This window comes from Roseomonas alba (genome assembly GCF_019430885.1).
Taxonomy (GTDB): Bacteria; Pseudomonadota; Alphaproteobacteria; order Acetobacterales; family Acetobacteraceae; genus Neoroseomonas; species Neoroseomonas alba.
This window is the reverse complement of sequence record NZ_JAHYBZ010000001.1, coordinates 598,921-625,036: the sequence shown is the minus strand read 5'-3', so window position 1 is coordinate 625,036 and position 26,116 is coordinate 598,921. Positions and strand designations below refer to the sequence as shown.

Here is a 26,116-nt window from a genome sequence, read left to right as displayed (position 1 = left end):
GGGCAAAGCCCCTCTCCCGTCTGAGCACCGCCCGGGGAAAGCGCCCCTCAGCGTTCCAGGCACATGGCGACGCCCATGCCGCCGCCGATGCACAGCGTCGCGAGGCCCTTCTTCGCGTCGCGCTTCTGCATCTCGAACAGCAGGGTGGTCAGCACGCGGGCGCCCGAGGCGCCGATCGGATGGCCGAGCGCGATGGCCCCGCCATTCACGTTCACCTTCGACGTATCCCAGCCGAGATCCTTGTTCACCGCGAGCGCCTGAGCGGCGAAGGCCTCGTTCGCCTCGATCAGGTCGAGGTCGTTGACCGTCCAGCCGGCCTTCTTCAGCGCCTTGCGCGAGGCCGGGATCGGGCCGGTGCCCATGATCGACGGATCGACGCCGGCGGTCGCCCAGGACACGATGCGCGCCATCGGCGTGATGCCGCGCTTCGCGGCCTCGGCCGCCGTCATCACCACCACCGCGGCGGCGCCGTCATTGATGCCCGAGGCATTGCCGGCCGTGACCGTGCCGTCCTTGGCGAAGGCCGCGCGCAGCTTGGCGAGCACTTCCATCGTGGTCTCGGGCTTCGGGTATTCGTCGTCGCTGACGACGATGTCGCCCTTGCGGCCCTTCACCGTGACCGGGACGATCTCGTCCTTGAAGCGGCCGGACTTCATCGCCTCGCCGGCCTTGCGCTGGGAGTTGAAGGCGAACTCGTCCTGCTCGGCGCGGGTGAGCTGGAACTTCTGGGCGACGTTCTCGGCGGTGTTGCCCATGTGGTAGCCGTGGAAGGCGTCCATCAGCCCGTCGCGCAGCATGGTGTCGATCAGCGCGAGGTCGCCCATTTTCTGCCCGACGCGGAGCTGCTGGGCATGCGGGGCCTGGGTCATGCTCTCCTGCCCGCCGGCGACCATGATCGTCGCGTCGCCCGAGGCGATCTGCTGGGCGGCGAGGGCCACCGCGCGCAGGCCGGACCCGCAGAGCTGGTTGATGCCGAAGGCGGTGTGCTCGACCGGGATGCCGGCGTTCACCGAGGCCTGGCGGGCCGGGTTCTGGCCGGAGGCGGCGGTCAGGATCTGGCCCATGATGACCTCGTCCACCTCGGCGCCCTCGACCTTCGCCCGCTCCATCGCGGCCCTGATCGCGGCGGTGCCGAGCGCATGCGCCGGGACGGAGGCGAAGGCCCCGTTGAAGGAGCCGACCGGCGTGCGGGCGGCGGAGGCGATAACGATCTCAGTCATGACAGCGGCTACTCCCAAGTGGATTTGAGCGGCATCCTGCGCTCGCCTGGGGGGTGGCTACAAGCGTCTGAGCCATGACGTCATCGGCTGCCAGAGTGCCGACTCGGCCCCGGTTCCGGCGACCATGCCGATATGCCCCCCTGCGGCGACATGCACATCCCCCTGGCGGAAGCGCAGCGCGGCCGCCATGGCCGAGGCCGGCGGCACGATGCGGTCGCGTTCCGGCATGGCGGTGAAGACCGGACCGGCCCACGCGGCCGGGTCGATGATCTGGCCGGCGATGCGCCAGACGAGGCGCCCCGGCTCGTTGCGCCCATACCAGCCGCCCAGGCATTGCCGCGCGATCGGTGCGGGCAGCGGCACGCCGTCATTCAGCCAGTCCTCGAGCGCCACGAAGAGGCTGGCGCGTTCGCTGTCCGGCCGCAGCCGGGCGAAGGCGCGGAATTTCTGCGCCACCCCATAGGGGTCGAGCATGGCGAAAAGCGATTGGATGGCATCGACCGGCAGCGCGCCAGTGGGTTCCATCAGCGCGTCGAGCCCCGGCAGCAGCGCAGCGGCGGTGCGGGCGCGGCGCGGCCCGTCGGGCCCGGCATGGAAATCCCAGGGCGTCGCCAGCAAGGCCAGGGCATGGACCCGGTCTGGCCGGCGCAGGGCGGCGGCGAGCGCCAGCAGCCCGCCCATGCAGTATCCCGCGAGCACGACCGGCCCCGGGGCCGCCATGAGGGCGCGTTCGAGCCGGCCGGCGACGTAGTCCGTCAGGGTGAAGTTGCGTTCCGCCTCCCCCGGCCAGCCCCAATCCAGCAGCAGGGTGCGGAAGCCCTGCCCCGGCAGCCAGCGCATCAGCGAGCGTTCCGGCGTCAGGTCCAGCACATAGGCGCGGTTGACCAGGGACGGGACGAACAGCACCGCCGGCCCCTCGCCGCCGAAATCCAGCAGGCGCGACCCGCCCTCGGACCAGAGCACCGGCGGGTCGGCCATCTCCCGGGTCCAGGGATGGCGGCGATAGGCGGCCATGCCGGCGATCAGCGCCCGGTCGGCGCGGGCGAGGCGCGTCAGGACCGCCTTGCCGAAGGCCTCAGGCCCGTGGCCGCCGGCCGCGAGGGCGCCGAGGATCCGGTCCCGTTCCGCCTGTCCCGCCTTCGAGATCGGCCAGGCGGCGCTCGAGTTCGGCCAAGCGCTTGGCCATGGCGTCGCCGGCAGGCTGCTGGCCGCCGCCATGGCCCGCATCCCCGCCAGGCCCAGATGGAGCGGCAGCGGGCGGGGGCCCCGGCGGCGCAGGGGTCCGGTCATGCCCATCGGGCCGCATCCGCGGGGCCATGGCCGTGGCCGCACGCATCCATGCCGCGCCGAGCGCAGCCCAGGCGGCCCATTGCTCGGCCAGTTCCGGATCGGCGGCCAGTCCGGCGATCTCGCTCTGCCACAGCGCGATCCAGTCCTCCGCGAGGCTGTCGAGATCCTCAGGCGGTTCCATAGGGGGGTTCCTCGCGCGGCGGACCATAGCCGCACAGGCGGTCTGAAGGAACGTGCGGAATTTGCTGCTTTCGCTGCACCGCGTTGAGCGTCTAGGGTGCGGCGCGAAGGAACAAGAGCGAGGCGTGATGTCGATGGCCGGCAGTGCAGCGACAAGCGGCGCGCAGGGGAGCGAAACAGCAGTCCCGCCCGTCGTGGTGAAGAAATACGCGAATCGGCGACTCTACAACACCGAGGCTTCGACCTACGTCACGCTGGACGACTTGGCGAAGATGGTGCGCGAAGGCCGCGACTTTGTCGTCTATGATGCCAAATCCGGCGATGACATCACGCGGTCGGTGCTGACCCAGATCATTGTCGAGGAAGAAAGCAAGGGCGGACAGAACCTTCTGCCGACCGCTTTTCTGCGGCAATTGATCGGATATTACGGCGACAACCTGCAGGGACTTGTGCCGCGCTACCTGGAATTTGCCATGGCGTCTTTCGCCCGGCAGCAGGACCAGATGCGGCGCACCATGGAGCACACGATCGGCGGCCTTCTGCCCTTCCCGAACCTCGAGGAAGTGGGCAAGCAGAATATGGCCATGATGGAACGCGCCATGAGCCTTTTCGCCCCCTTCGGCCGGCGGGAGGACGCGCCCGCCGAGGTTGACGCGCTGAAGGCTGAAGTTGAAAACTTGCGCAAAGAACTCGCGCTTTTGCGAGAAGGACGTGGTAAAGTTTGATGCGCCATCACACCTGCGCGATTCGCGCATAAGTAGAGAACTTAGTTGCTGGCACACCCTGAGGGCGCTAGAGTAGGTTCGCCACCATGATGATGAAGCCTGCCTCACACGACCATGACATCGAGACCGGCGTGGACGATGGCGCGATCCAGCGCGCCAGCCTCGTCGACCATCATGTCGGCGCGCGAATCCGCGAGCGGCGGACGATGCTCGGCCTGTCGCAGCAGCAGCTCGCGAAGATGATCGGGGTCACCTATCAACAGGCCCATAAGTATGAGCGGGGCCTGAACCGCATCTCCGCCGGCCGCCTGTTCGAGATCGCCCAGGTGCTCAGCGTGCCGGTATCCTATTTCTTCGAGGGGCTGCAGCCCGGCGGGGAGGCCCAGCCGGTCTCGCCGCGCCAGCGCATGTTCCTCGAACTCGCGCGCAACTTCGCGTTGATCGACAACGACAAGCACCAGGAAGCGCTGAGCCAGATGGCACGTGCCCTGGCCGCCCAGTCCCAGGCCCATCAGCGCGACCGCGAGGAATAGTCGGCGGGTGTCCCGCCGACACCGGCCAGGGCCGCCCGGATCGTCCGGCGGCCTTTTTTTATGCCTCGCCATGGCACGATAACTGCCCAGTTTCCGGGCTCATGGCAGAATTGCTGCCCAGTGCCGCGCCTTTTGCCGTTTTTCGGCGCAGAGGTCCCCTGACGCCTTCTATATCCGTCCCCTGCAACCCGATGCAGCGGAGACCTTGATGCATCAGACGATCAACCGCCGGCGCCTGCTCGGCGGTGGCGCGGCCCTCGGTATGGCCGCAGTGCTGCCCTACGACCTCGCCCTGGCCCAGGGCGCACCCACGACCAATCTGCGCGTCGGCATGACTGCTTCCGCCGTGCCTCTGTCCAACGGCATGCCCGATCAGGGCGCCGAGGGGCATCGCTTCATGGGCATCACCCTCTACGACCAGCTCGTGCAGTGGGACCTGTCGATCAGCGACAAGCCGGCGCCGCTGCGCCCGGGCCTCGCCACCGCCTGGCGGGTCGATCCGGCCAATGACAAGCGCTGGATCTTCACCATCCGGGAGAATGTGAAGTTCCACGACGGCAAGATCCTGACCGCCGAGGACATCGTCTTCTCCTACAACCGCGCCTTCAAGAACGACGCGCCGGAATTCGACCCGCGCGGTTCCGCCCAGGTGCGCAGCCGCATGCCGACGCTGGTGAACTGGTACGCCGAAGGCCCCAACACCTTCATCGTCGAGACGCGCACCGTCGACAGCCTCGTCCCCTATGGCGCCACCTGGGTCGGCATCACGCACCGCGCCGCCTGGGAAGCCGCGGGCCGCGACAACGACAAGTTCCTGACCCAGCCGGTCGGAACGGGCCCCTTCAAGCTGGAGACCTTCTCGATCCGCGAACGCGCCATCCTGGTGCGGAATCCGGATTACTGGGAGGAGCGGCGCACCCCCAAGGTCGGCCGCGTCACCCTGCTGCCGCTGCCCGAAGCGAATACCCGCGTCGCCGCGCTGCGCTCCAACCAGGTGGATTTCATCGAGGCCCCGCCGCCCGATGCCATCCCGTCCCTGCGCCAGGCCGGCTTCAACATCGTCACCAACCAGTACGGCCACAACTGGACCTGGCACCTGAACCTGAAGGAGGGCTCGCCCTGGCGCGACGTGCGCGTGCGCCGCGCCGCGAACCTCGCCATCGACCGCACCGGCATGAAGGACATGCTGGCCGGCACGATGCTCGAGGGCGGCGGTCTCGTTCCCGTCGGCGGTCCCTGGAACCCGGTGCGCAGCCCACGCCTGACCTACGACCCGGATGCGGCGAAGAAGCTGCTCGCCGAGGCCGGCATCACACCGCGTACGCCGATGCGCACCAAGGTCGCCATCTCCTCCTCCGGCTCGGGCCAGATGCAGGTGCTGCCGATGAACGAGGCGCTTCAGCAGATGCTGAAGGAAGTCGGCATCGAGGTGACCTTCGAGGTGTTCGACTGGAACTCCCTCCTGTCGACCTGGCGCGAGGGTGCGGGCGCCGCCTCGGCGCGTGGCTGCGATGCGATCAACGTGTCCTACACCGCGCTCGATCCGTACACGGCGCTGGTGCGGCTGCTGAAGTCGGACCTGACGCCGCCGACGGCGAACAACTGGGGCTACCTGAACGACCCGTCCTACGACGCGATCATCAATCAGGTGTACCAGACCTTCGACACGACCGCGCAGGACGCGCTGCTGAAGCAGCTCCATGACAAGGTCCTGGACGACGCGCTGTTCCTGTTCGTCGCGCACGACATGAACCCCCGGGCGATGAGCACGCGGGTGAAGGGTTTTGTGCAGGCGCAGTCCTGGTTCCAGGATCTGACGCCGATCTCGATGAGCTGAAGGCCGACAAGCCGGAGCGGCGCGCCGGCCGCTCCGGTTCCGGCGTCAGTTCTCGTCGCGATCGCGGCCACGGCCGCGATTTGCCTCCCGTTGACGCTGCTGTTGTTCGGCGCCTCGACGCTGCTGCTCCTGCGCCTGGCGCTGCTGTTGCTCCGCCGCACGACGCTGCTGTTCCTGTGCCTGGCGCTGCTGCTGTTCCGCGGCGCGACGCTGCTGGTCCTGTGCCTGGCGCTGCTGTTGCTCCGCCGCGCGGCGCTGCTGGTCCTGTGCCTGGCGCTGCTGCTGTTCCGCTGCGCGACGCTGCTGTTCCTGCGCCTGGCGCTGCTGCTGTTCCGCCGCGCGACGCTGCTGGTCCTGTGCCTGGCGCTGCTGCTGTTCCGCCGCGCGACGCTGCTGGTCCTGTGCCTGACGTTGCTGTTGATCCGCCGCGCGACGCTGCTGCTCCTCGCGCTGCTGCCGTTCCTCAGCCCCGCGACGCTGCTGCTCCTCGCGCTGCTGCCGTTCCTCGGCCCCGCGACGCTGCTGCTCCTCGCGCTGCTGCCGTTCCTCAGCCCCACGACGCTGCTGTTCCTCGCGCTGCTGCCGTTCCTCAGCCCCACGACGCTGCTGCTCCTCGCGCTGCTGCCGTTCCTCAGCCGCGCGACGCTGCTCCTCGCGCTGCTGCCGTTCCTCAGCCCCACGACGCTGCTGCTCCTCGCGCTGCTGCCGTTCCTCAGCCCCACGACGCTGCTGCTCCTCGCGCTGCTGCCGTTCCTCGGCCCCACGACGCTGCTGTTCCTCGTGCCGCTGCCGTTCCTCGGCCCCACGACGTTGCTGTTCGTCAGCGGTTCGGCGCTGCTGCTCCTGGCCCTGCTGCTGAGCCGCGCCACGCACCGCATCCCGCCGGGACTCGTCGCCCCGGCTGGCGCGCTCAGCCACGGCACGACGGCGCTGTTCCTCCATCAGGCGACGCTGCCGCTCGACAGCGGCACGCTGCGCCTCGTCGCGATCGCCCTGGCGCGCATCGCTTGACGGCGCCGGCCGGGACGTCGCGCGATCAGGCGGGTTGAACCGTCCGTCGCGCGGGCGGGCCTGTTCTTCGTCGGGAAGCCGTTCGCGCAACGCCACATGGCGGTCCGCCGGCGGTCCCTGCCGGGTCAGCGGCGCACGGAGCCGATCGGGCGCGATGCCGAAACGCTGGGCGTCCTGGGCCGTCAGACCCCGGGTCCGCGGACCGGGCCGAGGCGGACCATCCTGGATCGCGGCCAGCCGGCGCCAATCCTCGGTCCCGACCCGGCGCAGGGATGCGCGAACCGGCCGGGAGTCGCGCATCGCCTCCGCCGGCACGACGGTCGCCCAGCGGCGGTTCCGGTACTGGTCGATCGGCTCCCGCGGACCGCGGCCGCGGTCGCGCACCCAGATCGTCGTTACCTCCCGCACATCGGTCACGTAGCGGGCATTCACCTGCTCCACGTAGCGCGGGGAGGCGCGATACCAGGGGTAATAGGCCTCGCGCGGCGCCAGGGGCACCCAGCCGACCGGCGCATAGCCCCGGTCCCGCGGCCCGCCCCCGAAAAAGCGCACATTCGCCGGCGACCACACGGGTCGCGGCGCGAGCGCATTCACCACCGCGGCGACGACCGGCGCCCAGGCCCAGCGCGACCCGACCTGCACCCAGCGACCGTAATGTGACGGCGCATACCCCCAGGGCTGCGCATCCACCCAGGTCCAGCCCCAGGGATCCACCCATTGCCAGGATCCGTCGCGATAGGGTGCCCAGCCCTGCTGCACGTTCGGATACCAGACCTGGCCGTAGTCCGGGGCATTCGCCCAGGTGCCATGGCCAGCGAGTTCGCTGATGCCGGTCATGCCCTGCGCCGCCGCAGGAATGGCCACCCTCTGGCGCGGCAATGCCCCATCCGCCCAGGCCACCAACGGCGAACCAGGCCCAGCCTGCTCGATCCGCGGCTCCGCGCCGGGCGTCAGGATCGCCGCCTGGCCGGAGGTCAGGCGCAGTTCGCCCGAGGCGGTCGCCAGCAACGCCTCACCTTCCAGCACCGCCACACGGCCCGGCCCCTCCGCGGGCACTTCGATCAGATAGCGGCCCTCGGTGGCGAGGGTCACGCCAGCCTCGGGTGTCACGATCTGCGCGATCTCCTGTGGCGCCAGGCCGGCCATGACGACATAGGCCGCGCCGCGCGGCAGCGTCGCCGCAAACACCGCATCATCCAGCGCCGCCATCTGAAGGTCGGTCCCGCCTTCCAGCGCGATACGGCTCTGACCCACCTCCAGCACCGCACGGGCCCCGGGCGCGGCATAGATCGCATTGCCTTCGGTGATCGGGATGTTCTGCACGGCCTGCTGCCAGGTGTCCTCCCTCGGCAGACGGTAGGATACCTGCCCGGTCATGCGCGCAAGCCGTCCCACGCGGGTCGGCGGATCGGCGACGTCCGCGGCCTGCGCATCGGTGGTCGCCGCGGCAGGCTGCAAGGGCTGCGCCGGCAAGGGGCCGGGTAGCAGGATCAGGAGAGGCAAGGCCAGGATGGCTGCGCGCGTACCGGGCCTGATGATGCTGCGCATGGTCTTGGTCTCCCTGGACGCTTGGGGCGCCATCAGGTCATCAACGCGCAGCATTCTGGGGAGTTGAGGGCCACGGCGGGGCAATCGCGCCGGGTTTCGGCCGCGTCGCTGCCACATGCGTGGCAGCGGCAGCCGAAGGTCAGTGGCGCATGCCGATCAGCCGGCGGCGGACGCGACCCGAGATCGTGTCGATGATGGCGACAGTCACGATCATCAGGATGATGATGAAGGCGACCTCGTCCCAATGGCGGACGCGGATGCGCTCGGCGATCTGCAGCCCGATGCCGCCGGCGCCGACCACGCCGAGGATCGCTGCGGAACGCGTGTTGCTCTCGAAGAAGTACAGCGCCTGGGCCAGCATCACCGGCGCGACCTGGGGCAGCACGCCGAAGCGGATGGCGGCAAGCCGCCCGCCCCCCGCGGCGACCACGCCCTCGGCCTGGCGCTTCTCGGCATTCTCGATCGCCTCGGCATAGACCTTGGCGATCACCGCGACGTCGGTGGTGAAGATGGCGAGCACGCCGGCAAGCGGCCCGAGCCCCACCGCGCGCACATAGGCCAGCGCCCAGATCAGCTGATCAACGCCGCGCAACCCATCCAGCAGCCGCCGCAGGGAGAAGCGCAGCAGCACATTCGTCACGACGTTCCGCGCACCGAGGAAGCCGAGCGGCACCGCGATCAGCGCGGCCATGAAGGTGCCTAGGAAGGCCATGGCGACGCTCTCCGCCAGGCCCTTGAGGATGTCGAGCCAGAGCTCGCCCGGCGAGGGCGGGATCATCAGCCGCACGATGGTCCCGAGGCCCGACAGCCCGTTCCACAGCCGCTGCGGCGTGAAGCCGAAATACCACAGCGCGCCGATCAGCCAGATGGCGAAGGCCGCCCAGCCAACGCTGCGCAGAGCGCGCTGGGACGGCGTCGCGCCAAAGGCGGCGGGCATGCGTTCCCGCCACATCGCGACATTGGCGGGGGCATTCATCGCGCTGCCTCCAGCCGCCCGATCGCGGCGTGGCGCAGCCGCTCGGAGACGAGGTCGACGCAGGACACGGTCAGGACGATCAGCAGCACGATGGCGCTGATCTCCTCGTAGTAGTTGAAGGAGATCACCTTGTAGAGCTCCTCACCGATGCCGCCGGCGCCGACGAAGCCGATGACGCTCGCGGAGCGGATGTTCACCTCGAAGCGCAGCAGCAGATAGGACAGGATGTTGGGCAGCACCTGCGGCAGCACGGCGAAGCGGCAGGCATGGACCCAGGATCCGCCGGTGCTCTGCACGCCTTCCCAGGCCTTGAGGTCGGCATTCTCGATGGCTTCGGCGAACAGCTTGCCATTGGCGCCGGCCGAATGCAGCGCGATCGCCAGGATGCCCGCGAGCGGCCCGACGCCGAAAGCCCAGACGAAGATCAGCGCATAGACGATCTCGGGCACGGTGCGCATCGCTTCGAGCGAGCGCCGCGCGAGGTGATAGACCAACGGCGAGGGCGCGATGTTGCGCGCTGCCGGGAAGCACAGCAGCAGGGCGACGGCGGACCCCATCAGCGTCGCCAGCGCCGCCATGTTCGCGGTCTCGAAAATCAGCCAGGACCATTCGGGAAGGCGATACAGCCAAAAGGCGATCGAGCCTTCCGTCTCGGCATTCGCGAACAGCGCGTGCCAGCGGAGGTCGGGCAGGATCTTGCCGAAATACTCGCCGATGCGCGGCAGGCCGGCCCAGAGCGTGGAAGGACGCGCCTCGCTGACCCAGGCGGAGATCGCCAGGCAAACGAGCAGGATCGCCGCGCCGAGCAGCACCTGGCGGCGCTTCTCCCGGCGGGCGGCCTGGTAGGCTTCCTCCCCGCGGATCACCGCGGGGAGGCCGGTGGCGTAAGATGCGCTCACGAACGCCGGCGACGGGCGGCGGCTTCTTCGCGACGCAGCTCGACGATGATGTCGAAGGTCTGGTGGGTGACCTCGCGATACCCCGTTCCGCCGCCGCGCTCGATCTGCTGGTAGATGTCCGGATGCGTCTTCGGCAGGGCCAGGTGGAAGCGCGTCATGTCTTCCTTGAAGGCGGCCGGAAGCGCAGTGCGCACGGCGAGCGGGCCGTTCGGGATCGGATCGGACGTCCAGATCACGCGCAGATCGGCCATGTTGAGCATGCCCTTCTCGACCATCGCGCGCAGGTTGCCGCGGCTGTAGCCCTGCGCCGGGTCGCCCTGGCCCGAGGCCCAGGTGCAGGCGCCGTCATACTGCTTCTGCAGCACGGCGACGACGCCCTGCTCATGCCCGCCGGCGAAGCCGGTGCGGGAGAAATACTGGCCGCTCTCGACGCCAATGCCCTGGCGGCGCAGCGCGAAGCGCGGGATCAGGTAGCCCGAGGTCGAGTTCGGGTCGGCCCAGGCGAGCGACTTGCCGCGCATCTGCTCGAGAGTGGTGATGCCGCTGTCGGCGCGAACCACCAGCACCGAGACATAGGCGATCGAACCGTCATTCTCCTCGGGCACCACGAGCGGCTGCACGCCGCCATTGGTGTCGAGCCAGGCGCCGGCGTAGCCGGAGGCGCCGAGCGAGGCCATCTCGATCTGCGCGGCCGAGAAGGCCTGCAGCACGCCGGCGTAGTCGGTCGCCGGGAACAGGCGCGTCGGGACCTTGAAGGTCTCCTCCAGCAGGTCGCGATAGGCGCCGAAGCGGCCAAGGCGGTCAGCCTCGTTCTCGCCGCCGAGCAGGCCGATGCGGAGCTGCGGCACCTGCTCCGCCCACGGGCGCTTCCCGGCTTCCGGCATGGTGGTGGTGGCGTCGAGCGTGCGGCGCATCGTCGGCTGCGCGGGCTGCTGCTGCGCGACGGCAAGGCCGGGCGCGATCAGCGCGCCGGCGCCGAGGCCGGCGAGGGTACGACGGGTGATCATCTGCGTTCTCCTGGTTCTTCAGGCGTGAATGGCGACGGGACGAGGCGTGGCGCCGACCGCGGCGGCGGCCTCGGCGGCGAATTCGGCCTCGCTGACGCCATAGACCTCGGCAATGCGCGCCGCGGTCAGCTCTTCGGGCGGGCCGTCGAAGACGAGCCGGCCGGCATTCAGCGCGACGATGCGGTCGCAATATTCGCGCGCGGTGGCGAGGTCGTGCAGGTTCACCAGCACGGTGATGCCCTCGCGATTCACCGCGCGCAGCGACTCCATGACGATGCGCGAGTTGCGCGGATCGAGGCTCGCGATCGGCTCATCCGCCAGGATGATGCGCGGTTCCTGCAGCATGGCGCGGGCGATCGCCACGCGCTGCTGCTGCCCGCCGGAGAGCGTGTCGGCCCGCTGCAACGCGGTCTCGGCCAGGTCGAAGCGATCGAGGGCGGCGAGCGCCATCGCGCGCTCCTCCGCCGTGAACAGGCGCAGCAGCGAGGACAGCATCGGCCGCCGGTTCAGCCGCCCGACCAGCACATTGGTCAGCACGTCGAGCCGCTGCACGAGGTTGAACTGCTGGAAGATCATGGCGCAGCGCATGCGCCAGTCGCGCAGCGCGCGGCCGTTCAGCGTCGTGATGTCGGTGCCGTCGAAGCGGATGCGTCCCTCGGTCGGATCACCGAGCCGGTTGATCATGCGCAACAGCGTCGACTTGCCTGCACCCGAACGTCCGATCACGCCCACCATCTGCCCGCCCGGAATCGCGAGCGAGACGGCATCCACCGCTGTCTTGGCGCCGAAGCGGCGCGTCAGCCCGTCGATTTCCAGCATCGCGTCCCGCCTCCGTGCTGCGGCGCAGTAGCAGCGGGGCGTGACTGGCCGATGACGCCCAGATGACAGAGCTGTTGCGCGGGCTTGAGGCCGACGCCGGGCGCGGGCAGGCTATGCGCAACGACATGGAGGAAACGACGATGATCACCCGCCGCGCATGGCTCGGGGCGCCGCTTGCCCTGCCCGCCCTGCTCCGCCCCGCCGCCGCGCAGGATGCCTGGCCGAGCCGCTCCGTCTCGGTACTGCTCGGCTACCCGCCCGGCGGTGTCACCGATTTCGCGGCGCGTGCCGTTGTCGAGCGCATGGGCCGTGCGCTGAACCAGACGATGGTGCTGGAGAACCGCCCCGGCGCCGCGACGGCGCTGGCGAACACCGCGGCCGCCCAGGCACGGCCGGATGGCTACACGCTGCTGATGGGCACTTCGACGCTCGCCATCAATCCGGCGCTCCAGCCGAACCTGACGCCGAAGGACCCGCAGAAGGAACTGACGCCGATCGGCACGGTGTTCCGCACCGCCTTCGTGCTGCACGTCCATCCCTCGGTGCCGGCGCGCAACACGGCGGAGCTGATCGCCTACGCCAAGGCCAATCCGGGGAAGCTGAACTTCGGCTCCTCCGGCACCGGCGCGGTGAACCATCTGTGCCTGGAGCTGTTCCGCGCCCGCGCGGGGATCGATGTGGTCCATGTCCCCTATCGCGGCGGCGCGGCGGGGTTGCTGGACCTGCGGGAGAACCGCATCCAGGGCATGTTCAGCGCGGTGCAGGAAGCCCTGCCCGTGATCCGGGACGGGGTGACGCGCGGGCTCGCCATATCCTCGAAGGAACGCGCCGCGGCGGTGCCGGACCTGCCACCCATCGCCGATGTGCTGCCGGGCTATGACGGCGTCTTCTGGCAGGGGCTGTTCGGCCCGGCCGGCCTGCCCGCGCCGATCGTCGCGCGTGCCGGCGCCGCCCTGCGGGAGGCGACGACCGACACCGACCTGATCGCCCGCATGGCTGCCCAGGGCGTCGCCCTGACGCCCGGCGACGGCGAGGCGCTGCGCCGCACCCTGGCGGATGAGACCGTCCTGTGGGGTCGCCTCATCCGTGAGCAGAACATCCGGGCGGAGTAGAAGCGCCCGCTTGTCTTCCTGGCCCGGGGTCCGGCACGCCGGCCAGGGTCGGCGCCGCCATGGCATCCCGGCCTGCATGGCCGCCCGCGGCCCGGCGAAACCCCGGGGCGCGGCAAACCGATGGCGTAGCGGCGAGAAGTCGAAACGTCCGACCACGGCCCGGGCCGGGCGATCGAGCGGGAGCAATTCCTCCAGGCGCATGGCGCGCAACGCCGCCGGGCTGCGCTCGGCAGGCGCAGCCGCGGGGCCCCAGGAGCGACAAGGCCCCGTTTCCGCGCCGTCAGTCGAGGATGCGGAAGATCGCCTCGATCTCGACCGGGATGCGGCCAGGCAGGGAGGCGAAGCCCACCGCCGAGCGCGCATGCTTCCCGTTCTCGCCCAGCACGGCCACGAACAGATCCGAGCAGCCGTTGATGACCTTCGGATGGTCCTCGAAGTCGAGGTCGGCATTGACCATGCCGAGCACCTTGATCGCCTTGAGCTTGGACAGCCCGCCTGCGCCCTCAGCCGCCGCGGCGAGCAGGCCGAGGCCCACCAGCCGCGCAGCGGCATAGGCGTCCTCGACGCTCATCTCGCTGGGCACCTTGCCGCGCGGGCGCGGCCCCTCGATCACGCGCGGCCCCTGCCCGGAAGTCCACAGCAGGTTGCCTTCCACCCGATAGGGAACATAGGTGCCGATGGGCTTCGGCACGTCCGGAAGGGTCAGGCCCAACGCGGCCAGGCGCTGTTCGGGGGACTCGCTTGACATTGCTTTCGCTCCTGTGACGCATGTCGCCATGCGACACGCGCATGGGCATTTCGGCAAGAGCGCGTGCACAGGTCAGCCCCACGGTCCTAACCTTCGGCCATGGAAACGCTCCTCCCGTTGCTCGCTTTCGCGGTCGCGACCTCGGTGACGCCCGGGCCGAACGTCCTGATGGTCGCTGCCGCCGCGGCGAATCATGGGGTCCGCGCGACGCTGCCGCACATGCTCGGCATCGCCATTGGCTTCGCGGCGATGCTGGTGATCGTGGGCATGGGCTTGGCCGGCCCCTTCGCCGCCTGGCCGCTGCTGCATGCGGTGCTGAAATGGGGCGGAGCGGCCTGGCTGCTGGTGCTCGCCTGGAAGATCGCGCGCGCCGGCGCGCCCGGCGAGGGCCCGTCACGCCCCCCACTCGGCTTCACGGGCGCGGCGCTGTTCCAATGGGTGAACCCCAAGGCGTGGATGATCGCGCTCGCCGCCATTCCCGCCTTCACCACGCCGGCGGGCGACACGCTGTCCGAGACGCTGCGCATCGCCGCCGTCTTCACCCTGGTCGGCCTGCCCTGCACCTTGGTCTGGGCCGGCCTTGGCGCCGGGGCGGCACGGGTGCTGCGCACCGAGGTCGCCCTGCGCGGCTTCAACATCGCCATGGCGCTGCTGATGGTCGGATCGCTGCTGCCCGCCTTCCTGTGAGGCATCGCACGGCGCGCTGAAGCGCTTCAGTCCTGTCACGCGGCATCGCTGGACCCGTGCCGTGGCCCTCCCTACCCTCCGGCGCGCCTGACATGGGCGGCGGCTGACGCGGCTCCGCCCCAATCGGCCCCATGCGCGCCACAGCTCCGGCGCAGGGTGCCATCCGTGTGACGAGAGGACACCGCCATGCGCCGCCTGACCCTGGCCTTCCTGCTGACTGCCTCGACCGCGCTCGCCACCGAATTGCCGGTGCGCAGCGTGACGCTCTCCTCCGCCGGCCTCGCGCAGATCGAACGCGCGGGCGAGGTCCCCGCCGATGGCGATGTCACCTTCCGCGCTCGTACCGACGATGTGGACGACCTGCTGCGCAGCCTGATCGTGGTGGACCAGGCCGGGACTGTGGAAGGGCTGCGCCTGCCCGCCCGCGACCTGACCGGCGAGGCCTTCCGCGGCCTGCCCCTCCAGCCCGAGGATTTCGACAGCCGCGCCCGGCTGCTCTCCGCCCTGCGCGGCCAGGAAGCCGAGGCCGGCGGGGCCCGCGGCCGCATCGCCGATGCCGCCGAATCCGAACAGGGCCTGCGCCTGACCCTGGTCACCCAGCGCGGCCTGACCACGGTGCTGCTGCGCGAGGGCGACGAGGTGAAGCTGGTCGATGAGGGCCTCGCCGCGCGCGTCGCCCGCGCGGCGGAATCCCTCGCCGCCGCCCGCGCCGCCGACGAGCGGCGGATCGACATCCGCCTGCGCGCCGACCGCGCGCGCCAGGTGGCGGTGCTCTACGTCGCCGGCGCGCCACTGTGGAAGCCGTCCTACCGCCTGCTGGTGCCGCCCATGGGTGCCACGCCGCCCGCCGGATCGCCCACCGCGCCCACCGCGCCACAGGCCCGCCTGCAAGGCTGGGCGGTGGTGGAGAACGCCTCCGGCAGCGATTGGGACCGCATCCGCCTGGCGCTCGTCTCGGGCGAGGCCGCCGCCTTCCGCCAGCGCATCTACGACCCGATCACGGTGCCGCGTCCCGAATTGCCGGTGCGCATCGCCGGCGCAGTGCAGGTCCGTCCCGATACCGGTGGGGTGCCCATCCCCCTGCCGGCGCCCGCGCCGGTCGCGGCGCTGGGCGGCCGGGCCTTCGAGCAGTCCGAGCGCGCCGCCCCGCAGGCTGCCCGTCGCGCCGCCGCGCCCGACGCCCCGGTCGGCGCCGGCATCGCCGACACCGCCAACCCGGCCGCCGGCGCCAGCGCGGAAGCCTCGGCCGGCCGCGTCGCCTTCGTCCTCTCCGAACCGGTGACCATCCGCAGCGGGGAGACGGCGAACGTCCCCTTCCTGGACATCCGCCTGCCGGCGGAGCGGCTGTGGTGGATCCAGGATCTCAGCGCGCGGTCGCCCTTGCAGGCGGTGCGCATCCGCAACACCTCCCAATCCACGCTGCCGGATGGCCTCGCCACCGTCTATGGCGCGGAGGGCAATGAGGCCGGCGTCTTCCTCGGCGATGCCGAGATCCGCGCCATGCCGGCGGGCGATGGCCGCATCCTCGCCTTCGGCCGGGACCGCGACGTGCTGGTGAACCAGACCAGCACCACGAATGAGCGCGTGGCGCGCGTCGCCCTGCGCCGCGGCTACATCGCGCTCGAGATGGTGCGCACCGATCAGACCTCGCTCGCCATCGACCCGCGCGGCGCGCGTGGCCCGGTCGTGATCGACATGCCCCGCCGCCCCGGTGCGACGCCGCGCTTCACCATCGTCTCCGAGGGCGATTTCGGCCTGCGGCACGAAGCCATGCTCGATGGCAGCCCGCAGACACTGAATCTCGCCTACGAACGCACCATGACCCAGTCGCTCCCCCTCTGGGACAGCGGGTTGGGCGAGCCGATCCTGCTGCGCTGGCAGAATTTCGACGTGGAGCAGAACCTGCGCCGCCTGCCCGGCGGCCCGGGCACGATGGAGCGCCTGCAGGAGATCCTGGCCCGCACGCCGGAGAACGTGCCCGGCCGCGCCGACCTCGCCGCCGTGGTCGAGAGCATGGGCGAGCTGCGCCGGTTGCTCGACGATGCACGGATGAAGCAGCGCACCTACCGCAGCGCCGACCAGGTGCTGCAACGCGCCCGCCAGGCCGCCGAGGATCGCACCGGGCCGGAGCTTCAGGAAGCGCGGCGCAAGCTGAACGCCGCGAGCCGCGACGCGGAGCAGGCGGGCGCGGCGGCGGACCAGGCCTGGGAAGCGTGGCAGCGGGCAGTGATTGCGCTGATGCAGCGGGGGTCGTGAACCACCCAAGGCCGGGGGCCGACTTGCTACTTCCGCTACGGCAGCAATCGGAGGGGCTCCGCCCCTCCGAACCACCCCGCCAGGATGCTGGGCATCCTGGACCGCAGTCTTTTGGCACGGAACACCGCAGACACGCTGCGCCCGCCAGGCGCGCTGTCATGCATGACTGCGGTGTCGGCGGTTTTGCAGCCAGGTCCGTCCGACGCCGGACCGTGGCCTGACCCAGGGGCCGCTGCCCGCACCGCGAAATCCGCGACGGGAGACATCCATCAGGCCAGTGGCACCCAGCGCCGGTTGAGGTTTTCCAAACGCCCTTCGGTCGATGCGGGCTCCCCTTCGCATGCCGGAGCAAGGTGAATGGGTATTCGTGTTGGGGTGGCTTGAAGGGGCCCCAGGCCCGTCCAGCGTCCGTAAGCTCAGGGATCGCCATGGCGCGACCTGGGAGCGGCTACGCCCTGCCCCACGCCATGAATTGAGGCAGCACGGCACGAAGTTGCATCCCACCGCGGCAACACCCTCGCGGCAAGCCATTGCATACAGCCTCGCATACAGTTTGCACGCCCCTTGCATGGTGCAGCGCATCCCATTGCGAGGGCGTGCCCCATGCCGATCGCCATTCCCGCCGAACCCTCGGATTTCGAGTTCGATCCCGCGCGCACGGCGCTGATCGTCATCGACATGCAGCGGGACTTCCTGGAACCCGGCGGCTTCGGCGAGACGCTGGGCAATGGCGTCTCGCTGCTCGCCGCCGCCATCGGCCCGTGCAAGGTCGCGCTGGACGCCGCGCGCGCCAACGGCATGCTGGTCATCCACACCCGGGAAGGCCACCGGCCCGACCTCTCCGACGCGCCGCCGGCCAAGGTGCTGCGCGGGGCACCCTCGAAGCGCATCGGCGATCCCGGGCCGATGGGCCGCATCCTGGTGCGCGGCGAACCGGGGCACGACATCGTCGCGGAACTCACCCCGCTGCCCGGCGAGCCGGTGATCGACAAGCCGGGCAAGGGCGCCTTCTACGCCACCGAGCTCGAACCCATGCTGCGCCATCGCGACATCGAGGCGCTGCTGGTCGCCGGCGTCACCACCGAGGTCTGCGTCCACACCACGGTGCGCGAGGCCAATGACCGCGGCTTCCGCTGCGCCGTGCTCGGCGATGCCTGCGCCTCCTACTTCCCGGAATTCCACGCCATGGCGCTGCGCATGGTCAGCGCGCAGGGCGGGATCTTCGGCTGGGTCACCGACACCGCGGCCTTCGCCGCATCGCTGCAGGGAGACAGGGCATGACCACCACCACCGCGAAGCCCGCGCTCTGGACGCCGGGCGACTGGAACGCGCTGTTCGGCTTCGGCACGAACATCCTGGTGAACCTGCTGGTGCTGACGGGGCTGCTGCGCTTCGTGCTGCAACTGCCGCCCGATATCGTCTTCGGCCGCATCCTGCCCGCCGCCGGGCTGATGATGGCGCTGTCGACCTGGTACTACGCCTTCCTCGCCTACCGGCTTGCGGCGCGGACCGGGCGGGATGATGTCTGCGCCCTGCCCTCCGGCATCTCGGTGCCGCACATGTTCGTTGTGGTGCTGGTCATCATGCTGCCCATCGCGCAACGTACCGGCAACCCGATCAAGGGTTGGGAGGCCGGGCTCACCTGGGTCTTCATCCAGTCCTTCATCCTGATGGCCGGTGGCTTCGTCGCCCCCTACATCCGGCGCATCACGCCGCGGGCGGCCCTGCTCGGCACGCTGGCGGGTGTGTCGATCACCTTCATCTCGATGCGCCCCGCACTCGAGATGTTCATGACGCCGGCAATCGGCCTCGCCTGCTTCGCCATCGTGCTGGCGTCCTGGTTCGGCGGGCTGCGCTACCCGCGCGGCACGCCGGCGGGGCTGGTCGCGATCGCCTTCGGCATGGCGGTGGGCTGGCTCGCGGCGCTGTTCGGCCTCGGAACCGGCGGGCGCAGTGTCGATGCACTGTTCAGCGGGCTCGCGAATATCGGCTTCTCGGTGCCGGTGCCCTCGCTCAGCCATGTCTTCGGCGGCTTCGAATACATCGGCATCATCCTGGTCACCGCCATCCCCTTCGGCATCTACGACCTGGTCGAGGCGATGGACAATGTGGAGAGCGCCGAGGTGGCGGGCGATCCCTTCCCCACCACCCGCGTGCTGACGGCCGACGGCGTGGTCAGCCTGATCGGCTGCATCATGGGCAACCCCTTCATCAATGCGGTCTATATCGGCCACCCGGGCTGGAAGGCGATGGGCGGGCGCATCGGATATTCGGCCGCCACCGGGCTTGCGGTGCTGGTGGTCACCTGGCTCGGCATCGTCTCGCTGCTGCTGGACCTGATCCCGGTCGTCGCGATCTCGCCGATCCTGCTCTACATCGGCATGCTGATCGGCGCGCAGGCCTTCCAGGAGACGCCGAAATCGCATGCGCCCGCCGTGGTGCTGGGGCTGGTGCCGCACCTCGCTGCCTGGGCGAAGACGCTGATCGACGGGGCGCTGGGTGCGGCCGGGACCAATGCGGCGACGGTCGGGATCGACAAGCTGGCGACGCTCGGCGTGTTGTATCCGGGGCTCGAGGTGCTGGGCGAAGGGTCGATCCTGTCCGGCCTGATCCTCGCGGCCATCGCCGCCTTCGTCATCGAGCGCGAATGGGTCAACGCGGCATCCTTCGCCGGCGCCGGCGCGGTGCTGACCTTTTTCGGCTTCATGCACGGGCCGGCGGTCGGCTTCGCGGTCACGCCGGCGGTGGCACTGGCCTATGCGATGATGGCGGCCTTCCTGTTCGCCTGCGCGCGCTGGCCGGTGCTCACGGCCGGGCTCGCTCCGAAGCCCGCGGCGGCAGAATAGAATGCGAAGCGGCCGCTCCCCATGATGTCAATCAACCTTGCGACAAGCCTGCGCGAGTATCTGGTGACCTGATCGCGCCACGGTTCGGTGGCGCTGGCAGCCTTCCGGAGACCGCGCCCATGACCTTGCCGATGCCTCCCGCCGGGGCGGGCCTCGCCCGCCGTTCGCTGCTGCGTGGCGTCGGGCTCGCCGCCGGCGCGGCGCCGCTGACCATCGGCTCCCTGCCGCGCCCGTCCGTCGCGCAGGCCGCGTCGCCGGCCGAACGCCGCATGACGCTCGACAACGCCGTGACGGTGACGCGGATGCGGTTGGACAACCTCGTCGCCACTTGGCACGCGACCTTCAACACGGGCGATGTGCTGCGTGCCTTCGATCCGGCGATGCAGGGCGCCGGGTCCGATGTGCGGCTCAGCCGCATCATCACCACCACCGAATTGCCCGGCACCGGAGAGCGCGTGACGATCAGCGGCCTGCTCGCCATCCCTGCCGGGGCGACGGGCCGCATCCCGGTCGTGTCCTGGCAGCACGGCACGATCTTCGGCGCGGACTCCGTCCCCTCGAACCTCACGCGCATCGCCGAGGACGACTACGTCATGCGCGAGGGCACCGATTCCGCCGAGACGCTGTTCATGGTCCAGCGCCTGGCCGCGAATGGCTTCGCGGTGATCGGCGCGGACTACATCGGCAAGGGCCCGTTCCGTGACGGCCGCCCCGAGGCCTATGTCGTTAAGGAGGCGACGACGCGCTGTTGCCTCGACATGCTCGATGCCGGCATCGCCGGGATGCGAAGCCTGGGACTCGAGCCCGGGCCGCTGTTTCTCCATGGCTGGTCGCAGGGCGCGATCAACACGCAATGGCTGGCGCAGGCGCTGCAGGATGGCGGGCGCCCGGCGCGCGCCGCCGCCGCCGCCAGCCCGTTCAACGACCTGAACGAGACGTTCCGCTGGTGGGCGGGTGGGCTGACCTATCCGGCGCCGACCGCGGCGGCCTATCCGGCCGTGCCGGATTGGGTGTCGCTCGGGATGATTATCGTGCTCGGCAGCTACCAGACCTATTACGGCCTCGATGGGCTGATCGAGGCGGCGGTGCGCCCCGAATATCACGAGATGGCGCTGAAGTTCTGGCCTGATGAGGGCCTCGACTTCGACCCCGCGCAGCACTTCCCGAAGACGACCGAATTGCTGACGGAGGGGCTCTTCCAGGGCTTCACCGCCGATGTCGTCAGCCGCTTCCTGCGCCAGCTCGCGGCGAACCGAGCGACCTTCTGGGACTACGCCGCACCGATGCGCTTCTTCTACGGGCTGGCCGACGAGGCGATCCATCCCGTCCTCGCGCAGCAGCCCCTCGCCGCAGGTGGGGCGCGGATCGACGGCGCCGCCGTGCCCCGCGGCACCCATCGCATCACCTTCCTCGCGAGCCTCTACGGCAACGGGGCGGAGACCAGCGGCCAGCCCGACCTGCTGACCTGGTTCCGGTCCCGCCTGCCGGGCTGACCTCCGCGCCTCACCGCGGCCCGTATTGCGCGGTGAGGTAGGCGATGATGGCCGGGATGTCCTCGCGCGGGACCGGGGCGTGGAAGACGCCGACCATCTTGTTGACCTCGGCGGTCCACTGCGCCTCGTTCAGGAAGGGCGAGTTCATCGGGATGTAGGCCAGGGTGTGGCAGGCACCGCAATTGGCCTGGACCTGCTCCCGCCCCGGGCCGGGGCGCAACTCGGGTTCCGCGGCCATGGCGGAGAGCAGCGGCGCGGCCAGTGCGCCGGCGATGACGATGCTCCTCATGACGCGATCACCTCCAGCGTCTGGATGACGTTGTGGTGGTAGCCGGCCGGGTTCGGGACCAGCCGAGCGGCCTGCACCTGGCCGGCATTGCTGGTCGCGCGCACCATCGCCTGCACCGGACCAGCCCGGCCGGGCTGCACCCGCATCGTCCAGGGACGGAAGGCGTAGACGCCAAGATCCTGGCCGAGCCGCGCCCGCTGCCAGGTCTCGCCGCGATCGGTCGAGACCTCGACGCTGCGGATGCCATGGCCGCCATCCCAGGCGATGCCCTCGATGTCGAAGCCGCCGACGGGCACGCGCACGCCGTCCTGCAGGTTCGTCACCAGCGAATTCACCATGATCTGCGTGATCGGCTCATTCGCCTGGGTCATCTGGGTCGGGAAATCCATGTCGGTGGGGAAGAGCCCGCGCGGCACGCGATAGGCGGCCTTCATCCAGAAATTCTCTTCCGGGGCCGTGCGCAGCTCGATCCGGTTGACGTGCTTCATCCAGTAGGTCGCAGTCCAGCCGGGCACCACAACGCGCAGCGGGAAGCCGTTGAAATGCGGCAAAGGCTGGCCGTTCATCTCCCAGGCGAGCAGCGTGTCGGAATGAATCGCCCTCGCCAGCGGGATGGATTTCACGAAGTCGGGCGTCTCGGGCACGATCGGGCCGTCGGCCCCGTCGAAGGCGACCTCGATGGTGTCGGACTTCACGCCCGCCCGTGCGAGGACATCGCGCAGCCGCACGCCAGTCCAGCGCGCATTGCCCATCGCCCCGATGCCCCATTCGACGCCCGGCACATGCGGCTGGAACAGGCCGCGGCGATTGCCCGAGCACTGGCAGACCGCCGTCACCGTGACCGGCGGGGCGATCCGTTGCAGATCGGCGAGGCTCAGCGTCACCGAACGCTCCGCCCCCGGCCCGCCGATCGCGACACGCCAGTCGCGCAGTTCATCCATCTCGGGGATCAGGGCGAGGTGATAGCGGACGAAGAAGCGGTCATTCGGCGTGATCGGGGTGCGAAACGCATCGAGCGGCGTCTCGAAATTCGGTGGTCGGTCGGTGAGCTCGATGAGCTGTCGCTTGCCGGGCAGCGCACCCATGCGCGCGATCTCGCGCGTGCCTGCGGGCAATCGGGGGTCGAACTGCGCCAGTGCCGGACGCGCCGCGACCAGAAGCGTCGCGCCGGCGAGAATCTCCCGCCTCCGCATCGCCGTTCCTCCTTGCATCCTTCTTGGCCCTCGCGGGCAAGGCGGAGCCTACGCCGTCGCGCGGCCGGACCGCCACGGAATTATCCGGCGGCGTCGCCCTGCCACAGCCCCTTCGCCGCCAGCCAGTCCTGCACCAGCGCCGCCACCTGGTCGCTGTTGCGGTCCATCATGATCATGTGGCTGTTGCCGACGATGCCGTGCTCGGGCAGGTCCACGACATCGACGCTGCCGCCGGCGGCGCGCACCGCGTCCGCGAAGGCGACACCATGGGCGCGGATGGTCGGCCAGCGCGCATCGTCGGCGATGTAGTCGCCGAAGATCATCAGCACCGGGATGCCGCGCAGGGCTGCGACCTTCTCCGCCAGCCCGACCGAGGCCGGTTCCACCAGCACCAGCGCGCGCACCTTGTCCGGCCATTCCTGCGCCGCGCGCCAGCCGAAGAAGCCGCCCTGGCTGTGCGCCACCACCACCGAGGGACCGATGCGATCGAGCAGCGCACCATAGGCCGCGAGGATCAGGTCATCCGTGGTGGTGAAGCGCGGCACGTTCTGCCGGATGAAGGCGCGCCAGGATTCCGGATCGGAGGGGAATTGCTGGCCCGGATAGACGTGCCCTTCCTGCGGCGTGCCGGGGCCGATGCGGAAGCGCAGCCAGGGGTTTTCCAGCGGCCCGACGACCGGGACGCCGCCGGTCTCCTCCGGGATGCGCGTCCAGCCGGCGCGGCCGCGTTCGACGGCATCGCTGACAACCACCTCCCAGCCCTGCCGGAGGAAGAAATGCTGCCAGCCCTCGCGGCCGTCCGGCGTGGTCTCCCAGCACGCGCCGGTCAGCCCGCCGCCATGCCAGAGCATCAGCGGCACCGCCCCGCGCCGCGGCTCCGGCACCATGAACTGCGCATACATGCCGCCGACGAGATAGGTGCCGTTGGGATCGAGCCGCGCCGGCGCGCTGCCGGGGGTGTAGAGCACCTCCCGCACCGGCGCGCCTTCGACGCGCACCTCGCGCCCGCCGACATGGAAGCTGCCCCAACGGGCAAGCGAGATCGGGGCGCTGGCAGTGGTCATGACATCTCCTGGCGGTTCCTCGCCGCGGAGGCTAGCGGCACCGGGGCGGGGTTGCACACCCCGCCCCGGCCGGCTGAGGGCTTGTCCTGAAGGTCCGGCGCCAGACTCCAGAAGTCGCCGCCAGGCGACTTCTGGGACAGGCTCTCAATCCTTGAAGGGATCGAACTCGCCCGCGCCGGCCATCGCCACGGCGAAGGGGCGCAGCCGATGCAGCACACGGACCGTGTCGCCCTGCGCCGCCAGCACTTCCGGCAGGCGGCGATAGGCCATCGGGCTCTCATCCACGTCGCCGCCCGAGAGCTGCACGCCGCGTTCCCGCAGCCAGTCGTGCATCTGGTCGCGGGTGAAGCGGCGATGCGCCTCCTTGCGGCTGGTCACGCGCCCGGCGCCATGGATGGTGGAGTAGAGCGCGGCACGCGACGCGTCGCTCTCCAGCCCTTCCAGGATCACCGCGTCGTCACCCATCGACCCGCCGACGAAGCCGCGCTGGCCGGGGAAGGCCGGCGTCGCGCCCTTGCGGACGACCCAGAGGTCGCGATCGCCGTGCCGTTCCTTCCAGGCATAGTTGTGGTGGTTGTGCACGCTGTCGGTGACGGCACCGCCCACGATCGCGCGCACGCGCTCCACCACCCATTCGCGCCCGGCATAGGCATAGCGGCCGGCGAGTTCCATCGCGGCCAGGTAGCGCTGGCCGAGTTCGGAGGCCTCATCGACCACGGTCGGCGGCACATGCATGCCGTCCCGCCCGCCGGCGGCCTTCAGGTATCGCGTGGCGCTGGTGTGCCCCAGCCCGCGCGACCCGAAATGCACGCCGATCCACACCAGCCCGGCCTCGTCCTCGAACAGGTCCACATAGTGGTTGCCCGAACCCACCGTGCCGAGCTGCGCGGCCGCCTTCTGCCGGTAGTCGCCCATGCCGGAGGCATGCCAGGCCTCGTCGTCGTCCAGCACCTCGTGCTCGACGCGCGCGGCGTTGGCGCGGCCGATGCCGAAGGAGATGGTGCGGCGAATGCCCGTCAGGATATCCGGCACATCGTCGCGGATCCGCGCGGCGGGCATGTCGAGCCGCACCGCGAGGTTGCCGCAGCCGATGTCGAAGCCGACGCCGGAGATGCTGACCTGGCCCTCATAGGCGATCACGCCGCCGACAGGCTGCGCATAGCCGAGATGCCCATCCGCACACAGCGTCGCGGCGACCGTGTTGCCCACACGCAGGCAGTTGCGCATCTGGTCGACCGTGCCCGACTCATGCGCGCCGAAGACGGTCAGTGGCGCATCGCGATAGGTCTCCGGCTGCGACGCCATGATCTCGGCCTCGCGCGCGCGGGCCGCGTCGCGCCGTGCATCGCGCGCGGCGTCGCGGAACTGCGTCCAGACCGGCATGGTCTTGCCGGGCTTGTCGGGGTTGGGAATGCGCGCCTCGGGGTCGAGACCAGCCGCCATGGCCAGTTCGCGCGCGGGCGCTTCCAGCGGGTCGGAGCGACGCATGGGAGTACTCCAGATTGTGCGTAGTCTTGGGAGAGAGAGAAGCGGCGCGACAGGCGCCGCGGTGTGTCAGGCGAGGACGGGTTGCCGCTTCGCTGGGCCGGTCAGGCACGCGCGCAGCCGCAGCGACCGTCCGGGCATAAACCCGTCCGTATTGCTGGCGACGACGATGCGAAGCGCGATCGGCGACATGGGTGACACACGATATCTCGGCGAAGGAATTTCCGCCGAGGGCGGTGCGGATACGCGAAGCCGTTGCCGCGATGCAAGCGGAAAAGCGCGCGATGCCGTGCCGGGCTGCCGCTTGCTTCGGCTGCGGAGTTGGAGGGGCCTTGCCCCTCCAAGCCTCCCCACCAAAGGCCACAGGGCCTTCGGAAACCAATACTTGGCGCTGAGCGGGGAAGCTCTTTCGCAATACCGAGGCGCGCGTGGTGCACGGCGCTCAGTCGATGCTTCCAGGCGTTAACATCCGACTCATCGGGACGCCGCGCGCCTCAGCCCGCCGCATCCCGCAGCGTGTCGAAGCGCCGCTTCAGCACGTCTAGCTGCTCCTCGGTGCTGTCCTCGAGCGAGATCATCTGGTCCTGCGCGCCTTTGGTGGCGCGGATCAGCTCGTCGAGCTTCAGTTGCAGCGCGCGGGTGTCGCGGTTCTGGGTGTTCTGCATCAGGAACACCATCAGGAAGGTGATGATCGTCGTGCCCGTGTTGATGACGAGCTGCCAGGTGTCGGAGAAGCCGAAGAACGGCCCCGACACCCCCCACAGCAGGATCAGCGCCAGGGCGGCGAGGAAGGTCGAGGCGCGGCCGGCCTGACGACCCGCCCATTGCGCCACGGCCTCGAAGATCTTGGACATGGGGTGTCTCCGGTCACGCCGCGCACAGGGGCGCGGCAGATCGG

General features: G+C 70.2%; 22 protein-coding genes. 9 read left to right on the top strand and 13 right to left on the bottom strand.

The window, feature by feature from the left end; translation table 11 throughout:
• Positions 1-47: 47 nt before the first annotated feature.
• Together KPL78_RS02855 and KPL78_RS02850 are read right to left on the bottom strand one after the other, a co-directional pair.
• Positions 48-1,220 carry an acetyl-CoA C-acetyltransferase gene (locus KPL78_RS02855; protein ID WP_219761281.1) on the bottom strand — a complete coding sequence of 391 codons (1,173 nt, stop codon included), beginning with the start codon at positions 1,218-1,220 and terminating at the stop codon, positions 48-50.
• A 57-nt stretch (positions 1,221-1,277) separates the two neighbouring features.
• Positions 1,278-2,510 (bottom strand): alpha/beta fold hydrolase, encoded by a 1,233-nt coding sequence (locus KPL78_RS02850; RefSeq protein WP_219761279.1) that lies wholly within the window; start codon positions 2,508-2,510, stop codon positions 1,278-1,280.
• 314 nt (positions 2,511-2,824) lie between these two features.
• Here KPL78_RS02850 and phaR point away from each other — a divergent pair, with 314 nt between their 5' ends.
• The 3 genes from phaR to KPL78_RS02835 all read left to right on the top strand — a co-directional run bounded on the left by phaR (position 2,825) and on the right by KPL78_RS02835 (position 5,785).
• Positions 2,825-3,415 carry a polyhydroxyalkanoate synthesis repressor PhaR gene (phaR, locus tag KPL78_RS02845; protein WP_219761699.1) on the top strand — a complete coding sequence of 197 codons (591 nt, stop codon included), beginning with the start codon at positions 2,825-2,827 and terminating at the stop codon, positions 3,413-3,415.
• An 86-nt stretch (positions 3,416-3,501) separates the two neighbouring features.
• Entirely contained in the window at positions 3,502-3,948 is a 447-nt protein-coding gene (locus KPL78_RS02840) for a helix-turn-helix domain-containing protein (RefSeq protein WP_432761270.1), read from the top strand.
• Positions 3,949-4,156: 208 nt separating this feature from the next.
• Positions 4,157-5,785, top strand: a complete 1,629-nt coding sequence (locus KPL78_RS02835) for an ABC transporter substrate-binding protein (protein ID WP_219761277.1) — start codon at positions 4,157-4,159, stop codon at positions 5,783-5,785.
• A 45-nt stretch (positions 5,786-5,830) separates the two neighbouring features.
• Here KPL78_RS02835 and KPL78_RS02830 read toward each other — a convergent pair whose 3' ends face one another.
• The 5 genes from KPL78_RS02830 to phnC all read right to left on the bottom strand — a co-directional run bounded on the left by KPL78_RS02830 (position 5,831) and on the right by phnC (position 12,045).
• Positions 5,831-8,344, bottom strand: coding sequence for a DUF6600 domain-containing protein (locus KPL78_RS02830; protein WP_219761275.1), 2,514 nt, complete (start codon positions 8,342-8,344; stop codon positions 5,831-5,833).
• Positions 8,345-8,483: 139 nt separating this feature from the next.
• On the bottom strand, positions 8,484-9,320 hold the full coding sequence (gene phnE, locus KPL78_RS02825; RefSeq protein ID WP_219761273.1) for a phosphonate ABC transporter, permease protein PhnE: 837 nt from the start codon (positions 9,318-9,320) through the stop codon (positions 8,484-8,486).
• Entirely contained in the window at positions 9,317-10,219 is a 903-nt protein-coding gene (gene phnE / locus KPL78_RS02820) for a phosphonate ABC transporter, permease protein PhnE (RefSeq protein WP_219761271.1), read from the bottom strand. Before phnE (KPL78_RS02820) ends, phnE (KPL78_RS02825) begins: the two co-directional genes overlap by 4 nt.
• A complete protein-coding gene (gene phnD, locus KPL78_RS02815) occupies positions 10,216-11,226 on the bottom strand; it encodes a phosphate/phosphite/phosphonate ABC transporter substrate-binding protein (RefSeq protein ID WP_219761269.1) in 1,011 nt (336 codons plus the stop codon). Before phnD ends, phnE (KPL78_RS02820) begins: the two co-directional genes overlap by 4 nt.
• An 18-nt stretch (positions 11,227-11,244) precedes the next feature.
• Positions 11,245-12,045 carry a phosphonate ABC transporter ATP-binding protein gene (gene phnC, locus KPL78_RS02810; RefSeq protein ID WP_219761267.1) on the bottom strand — a complete coding sequence of 267 codons (801 nt, stop codon included), beginning with the start codon at positions 12,043-12,045 and terminating at the stop codon, positions 11,245-11,247.
• A 62-nt stretch (positions 12,046-12,107) separates the two neighbouring features.
• On the opposite strand from phnC, the gene KPL78_RS02805 reads away from it, so the two are divergent.
• The gene (locus KPL78_RS02805) at positions 12,108-13,157 is read left to right on the top strand and encodes a Bug family tripartite tricarboxylate transporter substrate binding protein (protein ID WP_255568522.1); all 1,050 of its coding nucleotides are present in this window, start codon (positions 12,108-12,110) and stop codon (positions 13,155-13,157) included.
• A 280-nt stretch (positions 13,158-13,437) separates the two neighbouring features.
• Here the strand turns inward: KPL78_RS02805 and KPL78_RS02800 are convergent, their stop codons facing one another.
• A complete protein-coding gene (locus tag KPL78_RS02800; RefSeq protein ID WP_219761266.1) occupies positions 13,438-13,905 on the bottom strand; it encodes a RidA family protein in 468 nt (155 codons plus the stop codon).
• 99 nt (positions 13,906-14,004) lie between these two features.
• On the opposite strand from KPL78_RS02800, the gene KPL78_RS02795 reads away from it, so the two are divergent.
• The 5 genes from KPL78_RS02795 to KPL78_RS02775 all read left to right on the top strand — a co-directional run bounded on the left by KPL78_RS02795 (position 14,005) and on the right by KPL78_RS02775 (position 21,187).
• Entirely contained in the window at positions 14,005-14,592 is a 588-nt protein-coding gene (locus tag KPL78_RS02795; protein WP_219761263.1) for a LysE family translocator, read from the top strand.
• Positions 14,593-14,778: 186 nt separating this feature from the next.
• Positions 14,779-16,848 carry a DUF4139 domain-containing protein gene (locus KPL78_RS02790; protein ID WP_219761262.1) on the top strand — a complete coding sequence of 690 codons (2,070 nt, stop codon included), beginning with the start codon at positions 14,779-14,781 and terminating at the stop codon, positions 16,846-16,848.
• A 603-nt stretch (positions 16,849-17,451) separates the two neighbouring features.
• A complete protein-coding gene (locus tag KPL78_RS02785) occupies positions 17,452-18,129 on the top strand; it encodes a cysteine hydrolase family protein (RefSeq protein WP_219761260.1) in 678 nt (225 codons plus the stop codon).
• Positions 18,126-19,694 carry a hypothetical protein gene (locus KPL78_RS02780; RefSeq protein WP_219761258.1) on the top strand — a complete coding sequence of 523 codons (1,569 nt, stop codon included), beginning with the start codon at positions 18,126-18,128 and terminating at the stop codon, positions 19,692-19,694. The genes KPL78_RS02785 and KPL78_RS02780 overlap by 4 nt, the downstream gene beginning before the upstream one ends.
• 119 nt (positions 19,695-19,813) lie before the next feature.
• On the top strand, positions 19,814-21,187 hold the full coding sequence (locus KPL78_RS02775) for an alpha/beta hydrolase (protein WP_219761257.1): 1,374 nt from the start codon (positions 19,814-19,816) through the stop codon (positions 21,185-21,187).
• A gap of 10 nt (positions 21,188-21,197) precedes the next feature.
• Here KPL78_RS02775 and KPL78_RS02770 read toward each other — a convergent pair whose 3' ends face one another.
• The 5 genes from KPL78_RS02770 to KPL78_RS02750 all read right to left on the bottom strand — a co-directional run bounded on the left by KPL78_RS02770 (position 21,198) and on the right by KPL78_RS02750 (position 26,072).
• Positions 21,198-21,476: a cytochrome c gene (locus KPL78_RS02770; RefSeq protein WP_219761255.1), complete on the bottom strand. Its 279-nt coding sequence runs from the start codon at positions 21,474-21,476 to the stop codon at positions 21,198-21,200.
• Positions 21,473-22,669, bottom strand: coding sequence for a molybdopterin-dependent oxidoreductase (locus KPL78_RS02765; RefSeq protein ID WP_219761253.1), 1,197 nt, complete (start codon positions 22,667-22,669; stop codon positions 21,473-21,475). The genes KPL78_RS02770 and KPL78_RS02765 overlap by 4 nt, the downstream gene beginning before the upstream one ends.
• An 80-nt stretch (positions 22,670-22,749) precedes the next feature.
• Positions 22,750-23,733, bottom strand: a complete 984-nt coding sequence (locus KPL78_RS02760) for an alpha/beta hydrolase (RefSeq protein ID WP_219761251.1) — start codon at positions 23,731-23,733, stop codon at positions 22,750-22,752.
• 144 nt (positions 23,734-23,877) lie between these two features.
• On the bottom strand, positions 23,878-25,221 hold the full coding sequence (locus KPL78_RS02755; RefSeq protein WP_219761249.1) for an RtcB family protein: 1,344 nt from the start codon (positions 25,219-25,221) through the stop codon (positions 23,878-23,880).
• Positions 25,222-25,712: 491 nt separating this feature from the next.
• Complete coding sequence (locus KPL78_RS02750; RefSeq protein WP_219761247.1) at positions 25,713-26,072, bottom strand: low affinity iron permease family protein; 360 nt, start codon at positions 26,070-26,072, stop codon at positions 25,713-25,715.
• Positions 26,073-26,116: the final 44 nt, after the last annotated feature.